The organism is Agrobacterium sp. El2ro-1b, assembly GCF_048298475.1.
Classification (GTDB): Bacteria; Pseudomonadota; Alphaproteobacteria; order Rhizobiales; family Rhizobiaceae; genus Agrobacterium; species Agrobacterium fabrum.
Window position 1 is genome coordinate 133,059 of the sequence record NZ_CP103459.1, and the last position, 16,552, is coordinate 149,610.

Genomic DNA, 16,552 nt, shown 5'->3' on the forward strand with positions numbered 1-16,552 from the left:
GGAGGATGCCCCCCGGCGTTTCGTTTTTTCAGGCGACCAAGCCCTTGGTCAGTTCCAGCGCCTGCCGTTCGAACAGCCGGCGATAGATGCCGTCATGGAGGCGGATCAGCGCCTGATGGTCGCCCTCCTCGACAATCCTGCCCCTGTCGAACACCAGCAGCCGGTCGAGCGCCCGGACCGTGGAAAGACGGTGCGCAATGACGAGCGTGGTGCGGCCATCCATCAGCCGTTCCATCGCCTGCTGGATCTGCACTTCGCTTTCGCTGTCGAGGCTTGATGTTGCCTCGTCCAGAATCAGCACCGGCGCATCGGCCAGGAAGGCGCGGGCGATGGCGACGCGCTGGCGTTCCCCACCCGACAGCTTGACACCGCGTTCGCCCACCATGGTCTCATAACCCTTCGGCAGGGACATGATGAAATCATGGGCGCTCGCCTGTTTTGCCGCCTGCTCGATCTCCCGACGCGAGGCATCCGGCCGGCCATAGGCGATGTTTTCCGCCAGCGTGCGGTGGAACAGGATGGGTTCCTGCTGCACGATGGCGATCTGGCCGCGCAGGCTCGCCTGCGTGACATCGGCGATGTTCTGCCCGTCGATGCGGATCGCCCCCGCCTTTATGTCGTAAAGGCGCTGGATGAGCTTGACGAAGGTCGTCTTGCCCGAACCGGAGTGACCCACCAGACCCACACGCTCGCCCGGCTTGATGGTGACCGAGAAGTCCTCATAAAGCGGGGTTGCATGCGCGCCATACTGGAACGTGACGTGATCGAAGACGATCTCGCCCTTGCCGATATTGATCCGCGTGGCGTCCGGCCTGTCTTCGACACCCAGCGGCATCTTGTCGAGCAGCACCAGCTCTTCCATGTCGTTGACGGCGCGCTGCAGGTTGCGGATATCCTGGCCCACATCGCGCAGATAACCCTGCAATACGAAGAACATCGCCAGCACGAAGGTGATGTCGCCCGCTGTCGCCAGACCCTTCTGCCACATGATGAGGCCGGTGCCGAGGATGCCCGCCTGCATCGACACCATCATGAAGCTCTGGATCGTGCCGTTCAGCGTTCCACGTTTCCAGGTCCTGCGCGTCCGGTTGTCCCATTTCACCAGCACATGACCAAGCCGCGTTTCTTCACGGGTTTCGGCACCGAAGGCCTTGACCACCGCGTTGCAGCTGATCGCATCCGCCAGCGCGCCGCCAAGCCGGGTGTCCCAAGCATTGGCAAGCCGCGCCGCCGGCGAGACATAACCCATCGAAAGCCCAACCGTGACGCCGATATAGATCAGCGAGCCGAGGCCGACGATCAGGCCCATGACCGGCCAGTAACTGCCAAGCACGATGGTCGCGCCCACCAGCATGACGATGGATGGCAGGAGCGCAACGAGCAGCAGGTCGTTGAGCGAATCCAGCGCCCACATGCCGCGCGTGATCTTGCGCACCGTCGAGCCGGCGAAGCTGTTGGCGTGCCAGTCGGTGGAGAAACGCTGCACCTTGTGGAAGCCGTTATTGGTGACGTCAGCCATGGTCTTCAGCGTCAGCCGGATGATGCCGTTAAAGATGAACCAGCGCAGCACAACGCTGGTGAAGCCAAGCGCAACCACGATGACGAAGGCGCGCAGAGCGCCGTCACCCGCATTGGCGCCACCATTGCCGCCGGCAATGGCGTCAACGATCCGCCCGGAAAAGACCGGCACCATGACTTCGGCGAGCGTGCTGGCAACCACCAGCACGATGATGAAACCCACGAGCGCCTTTCGGTGGCTCCAGTGGTTGAAAACAAAGCCGAGCACATGGCGATAGGCATCGGCGCGGAAATCGAGCTTCTTGCGAGACATTTTAACCAGCCCGGCGCCACGAAACAGGACGACCGGTCCTCAAGAACGGAAGTTGGATGGCACAGCCCGCGCGGGAGACAAGATGATCCCGTCAGATCAATCGGGCTATGAAGGAAAACAAAACCGCATGTCGGGCGCGCATAAGGCGGGCCGCGAATGGATATGACCTAGTGTCGGGTCATTCCCTGCGGGAGGGTCTTGATGAATGATGATGTCATGCAACGCCTCCCTTTGTTCGATCTGACGCGGTGAAGTATTTTGTAGCTGAGCCGCTCGAGCTTGCCAAGCGGGTTTTTGCAACCTTGTGGCAAGTGATGTCAAAATAACACACCAGCCTACCGCTCGTCGCAATCGTGGCCGCCCCGGGTCCGGCCACGATCTTCGAGTTCAATATCATCCGCCGCGCAACAAGACAGGACGCGCGGCGGCAAGCCGGAAGTGGCGATTTACCGCTTCCGATCAGTCCATCTGCACATTGGCGTTCTTGACCACGGGTTCCCATTTGGCGATCTCCGCAGCGACGTGGTCTTTGAGTTCATCCGGCGAAGAGGCGACGATCTTGGCGCTGAACTCCGCCATGCGGGCGGCGACGCCAGTATCGGCAAGCGCCTTCTTGGCGGCGGCGTTCAGCTTGTCGACCACATCGGCCTGCGTGCCGGCGGGTGCGAAGAGCGCATTCCAGGTATAGGTCTCGTAACCCGGTACGGTTTCGGCAATCGTTGGCAGATCCGGGAAGGACGAAGCACGCTCCTTGGTGGTGACGCCGAGCGCCCGCAAGGTGCCGGATTTTATATGTCCCGACGAAGACGGCAGATTGTCGAACATGATTGAAATCTGGTTGCCGAGAAGATCGTTGAGCGCCGGTCCAGCTCCCTTGTAGGGCACATGCTGCATGCTGACGCCCGCCATGCTCTTGAACAGCTCGCCGGAAAGATGGAGCGGGGTGCCGTTGCCGGAAGAGGCATAGGCATATTTATCGGGTTCCGCTTTCAGGAGAGCGATCAGCTCCTCGACGCTGTTGACGTTGAGCTTCGGATTAACCACCAGCACATTCGGAACCACCACCAGCAGCGAGACGGGTGCGAAATCCTTTTGCGGATCGTAAGGCTTGGTCTTGAGGATGAGCGGGTTGAGCGCGTGGGTGGCAACCGTGCCCATCAGGATTGTATAACCATCGGGCTCGGCGCGGGCCACCCGGTCGGCGCCGAGATTGCCACCGGCTCCGGCGACATTTTCCACCACGATCTGCTGGCCAAGTTCGTCACCCATCTTCTGCGCGATGACACGCGCTACCACGTCGGTGGAGCCGCCCGCCGCGAAAGGAACGACCAGCGTGATCGTCCGATCGGGAAAGCCCTCGGCACTCGCAGTCATTCCCATCATGCCGAAAGACACCGCCGCGGCGGCAAGTTTCAACACGGTGCGCCGTTTTGAAGACCGGTAAATCATGAACCCTCCTTATACATGGCCTCCTCGCCATCGGCGCATAGTAGCTAAAATGCACATCAGGGCAACCCGCCGGGTGCCGGGCGATCCCGGCAGGTTTTACGCAGCATAAGCCCGTCAGGCCTTCAGGCGCTCTTCGACAACCCGCCAGTTGACCAGCTTGTCGAGCACGGCGCGGATATGGTCGGGCTTGCGGTTTTCATAGTCGAGGTAATAGGCGTGTTCCCAGATATCGATGCCGAGATAGGCCGGGCGGCCAACGGCCACGGGGTTGTTGCCGTCCTCATATCCGGTCAGCGCGAGCTTGTTGTCGTCGTCGCGCGTCAGCCACACCCAGCCGGTGCCGAACACCGTGTCGGACACATCGATCGCGCGTTTGATGAAACCGTCATAATCCCCGAAGGTCTCGTTGAGTGAAGCAGCGAGATCACCCGTCGGCCGGTTCGGTCCGCCGGGAACGAATTGATCCCAATAGGCGACATGGTTCCAGGCCTGCGCGGCATTGTTGAAGATTTTGACATCCGCCGCCGCCTTCGACCTGGCGGATTCCTTGACGATCCCGGCCAGCTCCATGTCGGCATAGCGGGTGCCGGCCGCAAGCGTGTTCAGCTTGTCGAAATAAGCCTTGTGGTGTTTTCCGTAATGCAAGCCGACCGTTCTTGCCGAAATGACGGGCGCCAGATCGGCCTCGGCAAAGGGAAGTTTCGGCTGTGTCAAAGGCAGTGCGGCCTGCGCGACATGCGGGCGGGGAAAAATCGCAACGGTGGCCGCTGCCGCGCCGGCGGTGAGAATGGTGCGTCTGGTGATGTCCATCATATCCTCCTCATGAACGGTGATATGGGACTAACCCCGAACTACCGCCCGAGTTTCCTCACGATGAACGCAAATCTGTCACAGATTCGGGAGGTAGGAGGTGGGAATCGGCGGCGCTGGATCCACACTCCGGCCGGCGACAGATATGCGGGCTCCGGCACCCCATCGGGAGAAAGGCCCTCCAAAGTGGAGAGGGCCTTTCTCGATCAGTAGCGGTAATAATCGCGGCGATCACGGTAGTCACGGTAGTCTCTGCGGTCGTGCCACTGACGCCATTCGCGCCTCGCCTGACGCTCGCGCCATTCACGGCGGGCTTCCCAGCGATCGCGGCGGTCCCAGCCGCGTTCGTACCGGGGCGGGCCATTCGGTCGGCAATTGCCGCGTGGTGACAAATGATAACCGCGTCCGCAGGCGTAATCCACGGTCTGAACATGGGATGCCGACGGTGCGGACGGTTGGCCGACAGGCATGGCATTCGCGCCGGTGCCGAACAGGGCGCCGAAAATCAGTCCGGCAGTTAAAATCATCTTGCGCATCTTATCTCCCTCCTTGTGGGATGAGGGGATTTAGCGCCCGGCCGGGTGAACTGTGGCTGAATGAATCGTGATCTTTTCGTGGCAGCGGGCCGCAACCGTGACCAACATCGGCGCGTCTAGAAGGAACCCTGCGACGGCTCGTACATTTACCAATGCAAGGAAAAATACAAAGGGAGAGCCCAATGGATTGGAATCGCGTTGAAGGCAACTGGAAGCAGATGAAGGGTAAGGTCAAGGAGCAGTGGGGCAAACTCACCGACGACGACCTCGACGTCATCAATGGCAAGCGCGAGCAGCTCGAAGGGAAGATTCAGGAGCGTTACGGCTACGAAAAGGATCAGACCAAGAAAGATATTGACGACTGGTACGGTCGTCAGGGCTGGTAGAGACAAGACCCCGCTTCGGCGGGGTTTTTGTTTTGTGCCAACTACTTGCCGAGTGGACATCTCTCGAGAATCATTCCACCTGCACCAGATGGCCAGGTGATACCGTTCTGTAATGTCGCGTCGGCGCTTCATAACCCATTGTTCGTATCGGGCTTTTCAGCTCGTCATTGGATATGCCGCGTCTCATCCCGCGCCGGGCCGGGTCGGGCACCGGTACCGCTGCCATGAGCTTTTTTGTGTACGGATGCTGCGGATTGTCGAAAACGGCGGCTCGTGGCCCGATTTCCACGATCTCGCCGAGATACATCACCGCTACACGATGGCTGACGCGCTCAACCACCGCCATGTCGTGCGAAATGAACAGGAAAGCAAGATTCAGGCTCTGCTGCAGGTCGAGCAGCAGGTTGCAGACCTGCGCCTTGATCGATACGTCGAGCGCCGAAACGCTTTCGTCGGCGACGATGACCTTTGGATCGAGCGCAAGCGCGCGGGCAATCGCGATGCGCTGGCGCTGGCCACCCGAAAATTCATGCGGGTAGCGATTGGCCATATCGGCCGACAGGCCTACCTTCTCCAGAAGATCGGCCGTCTTTTCCTTCGCCTGTTTCGTGCTGCCTAGCCTGTGCTTGATGAAAGGTTCGGAAATCGCCGTGCCAACAGTCATGCGTGGGTTGAGCGAGGAGAAAGGGTCCTGAAAGATCATCTGCACGGATTTGCGCATGTTGCGCAGCCCAACGGTATCGAGCCGCATCACATCGTAACCGTCGAGCGACACATCGCCGGATGACGGTTCCACGAGGCGCATGATCGAGCGGCCTGTGGTGGATTTTCCGCAGCCGGATTCCCCCACAAGCGACAACGTCTCTCCCTGAAAGAGATCGAAGGAAACGTTTTCGACGGCATGGACCGCACCCGTCTGACGCGCCCAAACACCGGAGCGGATGGGAAACCTCGTCACGAGGCTCTTGACCGACAGAACCGGTGTCTGACCGCTCGCAACCGTCTCCGCCACCTCCTGAGGTTCGGTCGAAAGACCGGTTTTGAGGTCGAGCACCGGAAACCGCGTCGGCCATTGCCGGTCATGCATCGAGCCGAGCTTCGGCACCGCCGAAAGCAGCGCCCGCGTGTAGGGATGCTGGCCACGTCGGAATATGTCCTCGGTCGCTCCGGTCTCGACCGCGTCACCGCGATACATCACGATCGTCCGGTCGGCGATTTCGGCCACCACACCCATGTCGTGAGTGATGAAGAGAACCGACATGCCCTCCTCTTCCTGAAGCAGTTTGATCAAGTCGAGGATCTGGCCCTGAATGGTGACGTCGAGCGCCGTCGTCGGCTCGTCGGCGATCAAGAGCTTCGGCCGCGAAGCTAGCGCCATGGCGATCATCACGCGTTGGCGCATGCCGCCGGAAAACTGGTGCGGATATTCGTCGAAACGGCTCGCCGCGTTGGGAATACGGACCTTCTCCAGAAGCCGCACCGTTTCCGCCCGAGCCTCCTGTTTCGAAAGCCCCTTGTGCCTGATAAGGACTTCGGAAATCTGGCGACCGATGGTGAAGATCGGGTTGAGCGAGGTCATCGGCTCCTGAAAGATCATCGAGATATCGTTGCCGCGCACGCCGCGCATCTCCTTTTCGGAAAGCGTCAGCAGATTGCGCCCGTTCAGCAGCACTTCGCCTTCGATCCGGCTGGAGGCAGGGCTGAGCAGCCGCATGATCGACAGCGAGGTGACGGACTTGCCGGAGCCGGACTCGCCGACGATCGCGACGGTTTCGCCGGGCGCGACATCGAAGGAGACATTGCGCACAACGCTCTTCCATTCGTCGTCAACGAGAAAGGACGTGGTCAGATTACGGACGGACAGGACGGGTTTTGTCTCCATGGTGTCAACGCCCCACCGCATAGGCCTGCATCAGACGGGGTGTTGCGGCCGCTCGCAACAGGCCATCCGCATCCCGCCTCGCCGCGGTCAGGCGCCCGACCGACCAGGCATCGGCAACAGTGACCCGGTGGCCGCGACGGCGAAGCTCATCGAGCGTCGCCTCACCCACCGTGCTTTCCACCATGATTTCACCCGGCGAACTGGTGCGCGGGTAAAACGAGCCCGGAAAATGCGAGGTGTGGAACAGCGGCATGTCGATGGACGCCTGCAGGTTCTTGCCGTGGTGGACATAACGAAGGAAGAACGGCAGTTGCCACTGGTCCTGCTGGTCGCCGCCGGGCGTGCCGAACACCATCGACGAGCGTCCCTGATGCAGCGCTAATGAGGGCGTCAGCGTGGTGCGCGGGCGTTTGCCCGGCGCAAGCGAGGTCGGCAGGCCTTCCTTCAGCCAGAACATCTGGGCGCGGGAATTGAGCGCGAAACCTAGACCCGGCACGATGGGCGAGGATTGCAGCCAGCCGCCCGAAGGCGTGGTGGAGACCATGTTACCCCAGCGGTCGATGACATCGATATGCACGGTGTCACCGCGCTTTTCCGTCAGATGCGACATGGTCGGCTCGTAGACGGTACCCTTGCCACTCATTTCGGCCAGCATGGCCAAGGTGGCATCCACCTGCTTTTCGTAACCGGGCACGGTGCCGGGGCGCAGTTCCAGCGAGGCCTCACTGCCGATCAACGCCCGGCGTCCGGCATTATAGCCTTCGGAGAGAAGATATTCCGTCGGAATCTGGCCAAATTCCGGATCGCCGTAATAGACCTCGCGGTCGGCAAAGGCGAGCTTCATGGCTTCGACGACGGTGTGGATGAAGTCGGGACCGGACGGGTCCATGGAAGTAATGTCGAAGCCCTTCAGAAGCGCCAGCGATTGCAGCAGAACCGGCCCCTGTCCCCAAGCGGGCGTCTTGGCAATCGTCCAGTCGTGATAGTCGAGCGTCTGCGGCGCTTCGACGGTCGCACTCCACCCGGCCATATCCTGCGCCGTCAGCACGCCCTTGTGCCGCGCGCCACTGGCATCCATGACCTCTGCGGTCCTCACGTAACCGTCGATGGCTTCCGCAACGAAACCCCGATAAAAGGCATCGCGTGCCGCCTCGATCTGGTTCTCACGGCCGGAGCGCGCTTCGGATTCGGTGATGATCCGCTGATAGGTCGCGGCTAGAACCGGGTTGCGGAAACTGGCGTGAGGTTCCGGCGCGGCACCGCCACGCAGCCATGTCTCGTACGATGTTGGCCATTCCCTCTCGAAGAAGTCGGCCAGACCCTTGATGGTGGCGGAGACACGCGGCAGCGTCGGGTGCCCATGCTCGGCATAATAGATGGCGGGTTCCAGCACCTCGCGCACGCTCATTGTGCCATAGTCGCGCAGCATCAGCATCCAGCCATCGAAGGCGCCGGGAATGACAGTGGCGAGCAATCCGTCGCCGGGAATCAGCTTCAGCCCTTCCGACGTATAGTGCTCGATCGTCGCACCGCTCGGGGCCGGCCCCTGCGCACAGATGACTTCCACCTTGTCCTTCTGCTTCGAATAAAACACGGCGGGCATGTCGCCGCCGGGGCCGCAGAGATGCGGCTCTACGATCTGCAGAACGAAACCGGTGGCGACGGCGGCGTCGAAAGCATTGCCGCCTTTTTCGAGGATCGCCATGCCAACCGCCGAGGCAATCCAGTGCGTTGAGGTGACGACGCCGAAGGTGCCAAGGATTTCAGGGCGTGTGGTGAATTCAGTCATTCCGATATTCCTTGTAAAAAATCATGCTTCGCGCGGATCGAGCGCATCGCGCAGGCCATCGCCCAGAAGATTGAAACCGATGACGACGAGGAAGATGGCGATGCCGGGCCACATCGTCATCCACGGCGCCTGGCTCAAGAAATTCTTCGCGGTGTTCAGCATCGAACCCCAGGATGGCGCGGGCGCCTGCTGGCCAAGGCCGAGGAAGGAAAGGCTCGCCTCCGCGATGATGGCGGTCGCCACCGTCAGCGTCGCCTGCACGATGATGGGGGCAAAGACATTCGGCAGGATGTAGCGGGTCATGATATCGATGTGGTTCAGTCCGATGGACCTCGCCCCCTCGACATAATCTTCCATCTTGACGGCCAGCACCTGCCCGCGCGTCAACCGCACGAAAATCGGCATGGCGGAAAGGCCGATGGCGATCATCGCATTGGTGAGGCTCGGGCCAAGGAACGCCGCAAGCGCAATCGCCATGATCAGGAAGGGCATGGCCAGCAACGCTTCGGTGATGCGGGAAATCACCATATCCACCCAGCCACCAAAATAACCGGCAATCAAACCGAAGGGCACGCCAATCACCACCGCGATCATCACGGAGACAACGCCTGCCATCAACGAGGCGCGGGCGCCATAGATCATGCGTGAGAGAATGTCGCGCCCGAGATCATCAGTGCCCAGCCAGTGGGCCGCCGACGGCGCCTTGCGGATGGCCGACCAGCTCGTCGCAACCGGGTCGGCAATCGGCAGGATCGGCGCGGCGATGGCAAGCACGGCGAAAAACAGCACGATGATCAAGCCGACAAGCGCCGATTTGTTGCGCTTCATTTTTTTCCAGGCGCGGCTTTCCTGCCGTGTCGCCGGTACGGAGATGTTTTGATCAAGAACAGTCATGATATCAGGGCCTTAGATTGTCGCCCTGAGGCGGGGGTTGAGCAGGACATAGGCGATATCGGCCAGAAGGTTCATGAGGATGAAACCAACAGCGGTGCATAGAACAATGCCTTGCACGACGGCGTAATCCCGCGTGAACACCGCATCGACCGTCATCTTTCCGAAGCCTGGGATGGTGAATATCTGCTCTGTCAGAACCGCACCGGCCAGCAGTTCCCCGAAGAGCAGCGCCAGCAGCGTGATGACCGGCAGAAGCGCATTACGGAAACTATGCGACAGAATGATCTCGCGCGGCGAGAGCCCCTTGGCGCGAGCGGTGCGGATGTAATCGGAACTTAACACCGCCACCATCGCCGAACGTGTATGGCGCATCAGCGTTGCCGCAAGCGCGTTGCCCAAAACGAAAGCGGGCATGATCATGGTTTCGATGGAGCGCACCGGGTCAACGAAGATCGATTCATAACCGGATGCCGGCAGCCAGCCGAGCTTCACCGACACCAGCAGGATCAGCATGATGCCGAGCCAGAAATTCGGGATGGACAGGCCGGAAAGCGCCACGATATTGGCCGTGTAATCGATCCACGTATTCTTCTTGACGGCAGCCAGAATGCCGATGGGAATGCCGATGACCATGGCAAAAAACATCGCCATGACAGCCAGCTGAATGGTGACAGGCAGCTTCTGGCCGATCAGTTCCAGCACCGGCTGGTTCGTCCGCAGCGAGATACCGAAATCGCCAGTCACCACGCCACCCAGCCAATTAAGGTACTGCAGCGGCACGGGGTCATTGAGGCGATATTTCTCACGCAGGAATTCGATCGTCGCGGGATCACGCTCCTCGCCCGCCATGGCAAGCACCGGATCACCCGGTAGCAGTTTCTGCAGCGAGAAAACGAAGATGGAAATGATTAGAAGCGTCGGGATCGCGACCAGCAGTCGCTTGCCGATATAAACAGGCATGGCATTGCCCCCGTTTGGGTCCGGTCTTGGCGGCCGCACGGCAAGCCGTGCGACCTATGCGAAGCGATCAGTCCTTGGAAACGCCGAGAAGGCGGATCATGCCATCAGGCGAAGGCGCCCAACCCTTGACCTTGTTGGAAATGGCATAGGCATAGGGCTGGTGGCCGAGATAGATGATCGGCATGTCATCGTTGAGGATGACGCTTGCGGCATCGTATTTTTCCTTGCGGACCGCATCTTCGGTCGAGGCGCGGGCCTCGTTCAGCAGCTTATCGACCTCGGGATTGCAATATTTCACATCATTGATGCCGCCCTTGCAGGTGACGAACTGGTGCAGGTTGCCATCGGGATCGATACGTCCCGACCAGTCGGAACGGCTGAGCTGGTAATTGCCGGCAGTCTGTTCGGACAGGAGCGTCGCAAATTCGGTCGCCTTCAGGGTGACGTTGAAACCGGCCTCCGCCACCATGGCCTGGATGACCTGCATCATCTGCGTCTGTGTTGTGTTGTTGGCGTGCTGGAGTTCGACATCGAGCGTCTCGTAGCCCGCCTCCTTCATCAGTTGCTTGGCCTTGTCGATGTCGCGCGTCGGTACAGGCAAGTTCTGGTTGAACCATGGGCTTGTCGGTGGGAATGACTGATTGCCGGCTTTGGAGGTACCCTCAAACACGATCTGGCCAATCGCTTCGCGGTCAATCGCGTAAGAGAAAGCCTGGCGCAGGCGCTTGTCCTTGCCGAGCGGATTGTCGGCGCGCGCGCCATTATTGATGTTGACATACATAGCCATGTAACCCGGCCCGATCACATCGGCATAGGTCAGTTTGGGATCGTTTTTGACCGATTCCGCATCCGACGCCGAGATGCGCTCGGCGATATCAAGGTCGCCTGCACGAAGGTTCGCCAGCTTCACGGTAGTATCGGGGATTGGCAGATAAACGATCTTGTCGACGAGGATCTTGTCCTTGTCCCAATAGTCGGCGAATTTCTCCAGCACGATACGGTCCTGCTGGATGCGCTCGACGAATTTGAACGGTCCGGCGCAGACCGGCTTGGAGCCGAAATTCGCACCCAGTTCCTTCGCCGCTTTCGGCGCCACGATCATACCGGCGCGGTCTGAAAGCTGCGCCAGCAGGGTAACGTCAGGCGTCTTAAGCGTAAATTTAACGTCCAGCGGTCCCGTCGCCTCGACCTTCTCGACCGAGGACAGTTCGCTCTTGCGGCGCGATTCCGGCAGCGTCATGTTGCGCTCGATGGTGGCGACGACGGCAGCCGCATCCAGCGTCTCGCCATCGTGGAATTTGACACCATCACGGATTTTCATGGTCAACACCTTGCCGCCTTCGGACCAGGCCCATTCGGTGGCCAGCTGCGGCACGATCTTCATATCCTGCGAGATATCCACCAGCTTGTCGCACATGGCGGTGTAGACGATGCGGCCGACAAAGGTGCGCGACTGCGCGGGGTCGAGCACATCGGCGTCGTCGTTGAGGCCGATGCGCAATTCGGACGATAGCGCCGGCACGGCGAGCACAGCGCTTGCCAACAGCGCAGCAGTCAGTGTCTGGATTTTCTTCATGTTCTTTCCTCTGGTCTGGTTATTTTGACTTTTTGTCATTGGCCGCCCCTTCAAGGGACGACAGTTTTCACCCGTGGCCTCAAGAAGCCTCGGTTAGCGAATTATCGGCCTCAGCCGCATCGCCCTCCCCGGTTCTCTCTTCCAGAAAGCCGAGCGAGGTGGCGCGGATCAACCTTTCCTGATGCATGAGAAGGTGCTGGCGCATGGCTTCACCAGCGCGCGCCGGATCACGGTCGGCGATGGCTTCAACAATGGCCATGTGCTGTTCAAAAGACGCCCTGCCATTCGTACCACTGCGGCGGGCAAGTTCACGGATCGACTGCCATGTATCGTCCTGTCGGATACGGTTGACGACATCGAAGATCGACAGGAACAGCTTGTTGCCGGCGCTCTGGGCGATCTGCCGATGGAGCGAACCGTCCCATAATTCCTTGGCATCGGCATCGGTGCTTTGGCCGGTCTTTTCCACAAGGGCGCGCATACGCTCCACCTCGGCCGGCTTTGCGCGCATGGCAGCAAGCTGCGCCAGTTGCGGCTCGATGCGCAGGCGCACCTCCATGATTTCCATGAAATCCGTACCGGCGACCAGTTCCGTGACCTGGGCGGACCAATCATCCGGTTTTTCACCCACAAAGGTTCCGGCCCCCTGCCGCCGCCAGATCAGGCCCTCTGCTTCCAATACTTCCAAGGCGCGCCGAACGGCGCGGCGGCCGACGTTAAAACTTTCGGCAAAGGCCCGTTCTGTCGGTAAGCGGCCGTCCTTCGAGACCTCATTCGTGTGAATATAGTCCCGAAGGCGAGCAAGCGCGTAGTTGGAGTTGTCGTTGGGACCCGCCGTCAATGCCGCACCATTTCTGTGAACCAATCTTGTATTGGTTCATTTGGGGAGAAATTCGGGTGCAGGTCAAGCGTATTTTTGAACCATAATTTTTGGTGCTCAAAACATGGGCACAAAGCATTTTTCAAAGGCTGCGCGCGGCTTTCATCTGCACGTTCTAGAACAGGGAACCCGACAACAAACGTTCCCTCCGCAACACGCTGCAACACTTGGCGAAACCATGCGTTATAGTCTCGCAGATCATGAGATGCCGGGGGCGATATGGACGACAGCGTGGATATTCCAAAGATCAACCGGCTTGTATTGCAGAACCTGATAGCCGGGCTGAGTGACGGGCTGATATTGCTCGAAAACGACGGAACAATCGCCTGGGCCAACAGGGCTGCACTTGAGATGCACCGCATAGAGGCGATATCCGAGCTTGGCGCTGACACCGAAAGCTACAGGCGGAATTTCACGCTTCGCTATCGCAACAACCATCTTCTCGACGAAGGGCAGTATCCGCTTGAACGGCTTCTCGCCGGAGAGACATTCGAAGATGTGACGGTGGAGATATCGCCGAGCGACGATGAAACCGAATGCTGGGTCCACACCGTGCGCGGTCTCATTCTCGAAGATGCCGGCGCGAAACCGGATGTGCTGGTGCTGATCATTCGCGACGAGACACCGCGCTTCGAGGCGGAAGCGCGGTTCGAGAGCGCCTTTAACGCCAATCCGGCGCCGGGCCTGATCTGCCGGTTGGAAGACGAGCGCTTCATTCGCGTCAATCAGGGTTTTCTGGAAATGACAGGATTCAGCCGCGAGGAGATCATCGGCATCAGCGTCGAGGAACTCGGGCTGTTTTCCGAATGCGAGACCGGCGAAGACGCCCTGAAACGGCTGCATGAAGGTCGCGTCATCCGCCACCGCGAGGCGCTCATTCCCATTCCCGGCGGCGACAGGCTGGTGATCGTTGCGGGGGAAACGATTGCCGTTGCCGAAGAGCCCTGCATGCTGTTCACCTTCGCCGATCTCGATGGCCGCCGAAAAGCCCAGAATGCCCTTCGTCAGAGCGAGGAGCGTTTCTTCAAATCCTTCCGCCTCTCGCCCGTGCCGGCAGCGATTTCGAGGCTGGACGACTTCGTGCTGACCGAAGTCAACGATGCTTTTCTGACGCTGTGCGGCCGCAAGGAAGCCGAGGTGGTCGGCAAGACCGCAAGCGAATTGCGACTGTGGGACGATGTGGCGGCGCGGCGCGACATTGAAAAGCGGCTGAAGGACAATATCCCGATCCGCAATGAGGCCATGCGCATGAACCTTGCCGATGACGGCGCAGCCGAATGCCTCGTTTCCGCCGAACGCGCCGAAATCAACGACCAGCTCTGTGTCATCTGGGCGATACAGGATGTCACCGAGAGACGCAGATCCGAGAACGAGTTGATCGAAGCCATCGAAAGCGTGATGACCGACACCTCCTGGTTCAGCCGCACCGTGGTGGAGCGGTTGGCGGGGCTGCGGCAGAATTCGCGCGGTGCGTCGACCTCCGCATCGCTGAAGGACCTGACGGATCGGGAGGAGCAGATATTGTCGCTGATCTGCGATGGTTGCAGCGACAAGGAAATGAGCGACCGGCTGAACCTCTCCAAACACACGATCCGCAACCACATCGCCTCGCTCTACGGCAAGATCGGCGTCAACCGCCGCACCGCGGCAGTCATCTGGGCGCGGGAACGCGGGTTTACCGGCGGCAGGGAAAAATAGCGGTTACCTCAGGCAAATTAGGTCAGTTTGTACCAGTTGAACTAGTAGTTATTGCTCTGCACGAGGCGATTTTCGCGGCCTATCTTTCCATCATGCCGTTACTAACAGCGGCACTCTCGAACGATGGAAGGAATTCGTCATGGATAATAACCGTATCGAAGGTATCGCCCGTCAGGCAAAGGGCACCATCAAGGAAGCCGCCGGAAAGATCACCGGCAACGACAAGCTTCAGGCGGAAGGCAAGGCCGAGAAACTGGCCGGCCAGGCGCAGGAGAAGCTCGGTCAGACGAAGGACACCGTCAAAAAAGCATTCAAGTAAACCGCCAATGTTCAAGGTAGAAGGTTTCACCATGATGCTTGCTTGTGAAGTGACCCCAGCGGCAAGCTGCCTCCCCCAGGAGGTCAGCCTGTGTGCCGCGTTGCAAGCGGTGCTCGCTTATGCGGATGGACAGGAAAACAGCTCGATCTCCGTCACATCCGTCGAGGGCCGCATCGTGCTCTCCGGCGAAGTGGAAACGCTCTCTGCCTTTGAACGCGCGGTCATCATCGCAGAATGTTTCGCATCGCGGCCGATCATCGCCGATCTGGCGATCCGGCAGCGCCCCCACACCTATCTGGATGCCTCTTCCCCGCGCATCCACCTCGTGAATAATAACAGGAGTGACAGACAATGAAGAAACTCGTTCTTGCAACTGCAATCGCAACTCTGGCCATTGCCCCGCTCGCCTCCGCCGAAACGAAGCACAGCGGCAAGCGGGCAACGGAAACCGCGCAGAAGGAACGCGTCGGCACCCTGTCCTGTGAAATCGCTGGCGGCGTCGGTCTTGTCGTCGGTTCCAGCAAGGCCGTGAACTGCGAATTCCGCCAGCGTGCCGGCAAGACGGAGCGTTATACCGGCACGATCGGCAAGCTCGGGCTCGACATCGGCGTGACCGGCAAGACCTATATGAGCTGGATCGTGCTGAACACGGCAGCAAGCCGCGTGGGTGACGGTGCTCTGAGCGGTGACTATGTCGGCGCTTCGGCAGGTGCGTCTGTTGGCGTTGGCGTTGGCGCCAATGCGCTGATCGGCGGCAATGCCAAGAACTTCGCGCTGCAGCCGATCAGTGCCGAGGTCGGCACCGGCGTCAATATCGCAGCGGGTGTGTCGCACCTGAAGCTGAAGCGTGCAGGTTAACTCGCCCATCCGGGCATCTCTCCCCCGGCAATGAGCAACGCAACAGCAAGCGCGCCGCGATCATCGCGGCGCGCTTTTTAAATTGCGATATGGACGAGAAGCGTCAGGGCTTCGGCGGAGGTGGCGGTGCGTCCTCCATCGGACCATGGCCGATTTCACCTGCCGGACCGCGCCTCATATCATGCTTGGGACCATGGCGAGGCGGACCACCTGCCGGGCCCAATGCTTCGATGGTGCCATCCTGCCGAACGATATAGCTCGCATGCAGCACGCCATCATCGAAACGCCCCTGTACGCTGATCGCCTCATCCACCTTCGCGGCTTTTCCATTTTCGCCTTCCGGTCCGGTATCAACGAGGGCCCGGCCGCTTTCATCCTGAACGATGAACTTGTTGCCGAAGATTTCCGCCACCTTGCCCTTGAAGGTGACGAGGTTACCTTCCTTGACGGTGGAAATGGCAACGGGCGTCATCGGCGCCATTTCAGGCGTCGGCCTTGTCAGTTTGACCGCACCTGCACCGGCGGCGGCACCAACAGCAAGAATGGCAACGGCTGCGAAGGTCATGGCCGCGGTTTTGCGACGATGTTTCCTGTGTGGCGGCACCGGCGCTTCCGTCGCAGCTTTCGGGGCGGGGGAAGATTCGATTTCTTTATTGTCTTCAGAGTGGGACATGGTGATCTCCT

16 protein-coding genes are annotated in these 16,552 nt (G+C 60.0%); 5 read left to right on the forward strand and 11 right to left on the reverse strand.

The genetic code is table 11. The features are described 5' to 3' along the window. Positions 1–28: 28 nt before the first annotated feature. From NYR50_RS14940 to NYR50_RS14955, 4 genes are all read right to left on the reverse strand, one after another. Positions 29–1,831, reverse strand: a complete 1,803-nt coding sequence (locus NYR50_RS14940; protein WP_418137424.1) for an ABC transporter ATP-binding protein — start codon at positions 1,829–1,831, stop codon at positions 29–31. Between the two features lie 459 nt (positions 1,832–2,290). Next, complete coding sequence (locus NYR50_RS14945) at positions 2,291–3,280, reverse strand: Bug family tripartite tricarboxylate transporter substrate binding protein (protein ID WP_418137425.1); 990 nt, start codon at positions 3,278–3,280, stop codon at positions 2,291–2,293. A gap of 114 nt (positions 3,281–3,394) precedes the next feature. Next, positions 3,395–4,090, reverse strand: a complete 696-nt coding sequence (locus NYR50_RS14950; protein WP_418137426.1) for a superoxide dismutase — start codon at positions 4,088–4,090, stop codon at positions 3,395–3,397. 206 nt (positions 4,091–4,296) lie between these two features. Then, positions 4,297–4,626 carry a GCG_CRPN prefix-to-repeats domain-containing protein gene (locus tag NYR50_RS14955; RefSeq protein ID WP_418137428.1) on the reverse strand — a complete coding sequence of 110 codons (330 nt, stop codon included), beginning with the start codon at positions 4,624–4,626 and terminating at the stop codon, positions 4,297–4,299. Between the two features lie 182 nt (positions 4,627–4,808). Here NYR50_RS14955 and NYR50_RS14960 point away from each other — a divergent pair, with 182 nt between their 5' ends. Further along, the gene (locus NYR50_RS14960; protein WP_092733488.1) at positions 4,809–5,012 is read left to right on the forward strand and encodes a CsbD family protein; all 204 of its coding nucleotides are present in this window, start codon (positions 4,809–4,811) and stop codon (positions 5,010–5,012) included. Between the two features lie 70 nt (positions 5,013–5,082). Here NYR50_RS14960 and NYR50_RS14965 read toward each other — a convergent pair whose 3' ends face one another. From NYR50_RS14965 to NYR50_RS14990, 6 genes are all read right to left on the reverse strand, one after another. Further along, positions 5,083–6,894 (reverse strand): ABC transporter ATP-binding protein, encoded by a 1,812-nt coding sequence (locus tag NYR50_RS14965; RefSeq protein WP_418137429.1) that lies wholly within the window; start codon positions 6,892–6,894, stop codon positions 5,083–5,085. A 4-nt stretch (positions 6,895–6,898) separates the two neighbouring features. Next, on the reverse strand, positions 6,899–8,683 hold the full coding sequence (locus NYR50_RS14970; protein WP_418137430.1) for a gamma-glutamyltransferase family protein: 1,785 nt from the start codon (positions 8,681–8,683) through the stop codon (positions 6,899–6,901). Between the two features lie 21 nt (positions 8,684–8,704). After that, positions 8,705–9,577: an ABC transporter permease gene (locus NYR50_RS14975; protein WP_418137431.1), complete on the reverse strand. Its 873-nt coding sequence runs from the start codon at positions 9,575–9,577 to the stop codon at positions 8,705–8,707. 12 nt (positions 9,578–9,589) lie between these two features. Next, on the reverse strand, positions 9,590–10,537 hold the full coding sequence (locus tag NYR50_RS14980; protein WP_006311351.1) for an ABC transporter permease: 948 nt from the start codon (positions 10,535–10,537) through the stop codon (positions 9,590–9,592). Between the two features lie 67 nt (positions 10,538–10,604). After that, on the reverse strand, positions 10,605–12,113 hold the full coding sequence (locus NYR50_RS14985; protein ID WP_418137432.1) for an ABC transporter substrate-binding protein: 1,509 nt from the start codon (positions 12,111–12,113) through the stop codon (positions 10,605–10,607). A gap of 79 nt (positions 12,114–12,192) precedes the next feature. Next, the gene (locus tag NYR50_RS14990) at positions 12,193–12,978 is read right to left on the reverse strand and encodes a FadR/GntR family transcriptional regulator (RefSeq protein WP_006311349.1); all 786 of its coding nucleotides are present in this window, start codon (positions 12,976–12,978) and stop codon (positions 12,193–12,195) included. 234 nt (positions 12,979–13,212) lie between these two features. Between NYR50_RS14990 and NYR50_RS14995 the strand changes: the two genes are divergently transcribed. From NYR50_RS14995 to NYR50_RS15010, 4 genes are all read left to right on the forward strand, one after another. Next, on the forward strand, positions 13,213–14,691 hold the full coding sequence (locus NYR50_RS14995) for a PAS domain S-box protein (RefSeq protein ID WP_418137433.1): 1,479 nt from the start codon (positions 13,213–13,215) through the stop codon (positions 14,689–14,691). Between the two features lie 139 nt (positions 14,692–14,830). Beyond that, on the forward strand, positions 14,831–15,010 hold the full coding sequence (locus NYR50_RS15000; protein ID WP_004445431.1) for a CsbD family protein: 180 nt from the start codon (positions 14,831–14,833) through the stop codon (positions 15,008–15,010). A gap of 7 nt (positions 15,011–15,017) precedes the next feature. Continuing rightward, complete coding sequence (locus tag NYR50_RS15005; RefSeq protein WP_174012210.1) at positions 15,018–15,365, forward strand: BON domain-containing protein; 348 nt, start codon at positions 15,018–15,020, stop codon at positions 15,363–15,365. Continuing rightward, positions 15,362–15,868, forward strand: coding sequence for a DUF992 domain-containing protein (locus NYR50_RS15010; RefSeq protein WP_174012208.1), 507 nt, complete (start codon positions 15,362–15,364; stop codon positions 15,866–15,868). Before NYR50_RS15005 ends, NYR50_RS15010 begins: the two co-directional genes overlap by 4 nt. 103 nt (positions 15,869–15,971) lie before the next feature. On the opposite strand, the gene NYR50_RS15015 is transcribed toward NYR50_RS15010, so the two are convergent. After that, positions 15,972–16,541, reverse strand: coding sequence for a hypothetical protein (locus NYR50_RS15015; protein WP_092733473.1), 570 nt, complete (start codon positions 16,539–16,541; stop codon positions 15,972–15,974). Between the last annotated feature and the right edge of the window lie 11 nt (positions 16,542–16,552).

Bases quoted from the DNA above. Each gene is read 5' to 3' on its own strand.
- NYR50_RS14950 (WP_418137426.1), bottom strand. From the start codon at position 4,090: ATGGACATCACCAGACGCACCATTCTCACCGCCGGCGCGGCAGCGGCC.
- NYR50_RS14970 (WP_418137430.1), bottom strand. From the start codon at position 8,683: ATGACTGAATTCACCACACGCCCTGAAATCCTTGGCACCTTCGGCGTC.
- NYR50_RS14985 (WP_418137432.1), bottom strand. From the start codon at position 12,113: ATGAAGAAAATCCAGACACTGACTGCTGCGCTGTTGGCAAGCGCTGTG.
- NYR50_RS14980 (WP_006311351.1), bottom strand. From the start codon at position 10,537: ATGCCTGTTTATATCGGCAAGCGACTGCTGGTCGCGATCCCGACGCTT.
- NYR50_RS14940 (WP_418137424.1), bottom strand. From the start codon at position 1,831: ATGTCTCGCAAGAAGCTCGATTTCCGCGCCGATGCCTATCGCCATGTG.
- NYR50_RS15015 (WP_092733473.1), bottom strand. From the start codon at position 16,541: ATGTCCCACTCTGAAGACAATAAAGAAATCGAATCTTCCCCCGCCCCG.
- NYR50_RS14945 (WP_418137425.1), bottom strand. From the start codon at position 3,280: ATGATTTACCGGTCTTCAAAACGGCGCACCGTGTTGAAACTTGCCGCC.
- NYR50_RS14995 (WP_418137433.1), top strand. From the start codon at position 13,213: ATGGACGACAGCGTGGATATTCCAAAGATCAACCGGCTTGTATTGCAG.
- NYR50_RS15000 (WP_004445431.1), top strand. From the start codon at position 14,831: ATGGATAATAACCGTATCGAAGGTATCGCCCGTCAGGCAAAGGGCACC.
- NYR50_RS15010 (WP_174012208.1), top strand. From the start codon at position 15,362: ATGAAGAAACTCGTTCTTGCAACTGCAATCGCAACTCTGGCCATTGCC.
- NYR50_RS15005 (WP_174012210.1), top strand. From the start codon at position 15,018: ATGTTCAAGGTAGAAGGTTTCACCATGATGCTTGCTTGTGAAGTGACC.
- NYR50_RS14955 (WP_418137428.1), bottom strand. From the start codon at position 4,626: ATGCGCAAGATGATTTTAACTGCCGGACTGATTTTCGGCGCCCTGTTC.
- NYR50_RS14960 (WP_092733488.1), top strand. From the start codon at position 4,809: ATGGATTGGAATCGCGTTGAAGGCAACTGGAAGCAGATGAAGGGTAAG.
- NYR50_RS14975 (WP_418137431.1), bottom strand. From the start codon at position 9,577: ATGACTGTTCTTGATCAAAACATCTCCGTACCGGCGACACGGCAGGAA.
- NYR50_RS14965 (WP_418137429.1), bottom strand. From the start codon at position 6,894: ATGGAGACAAAACCCGTCCTGTCCGTCCGTAATCTGACCACGTCCTTT.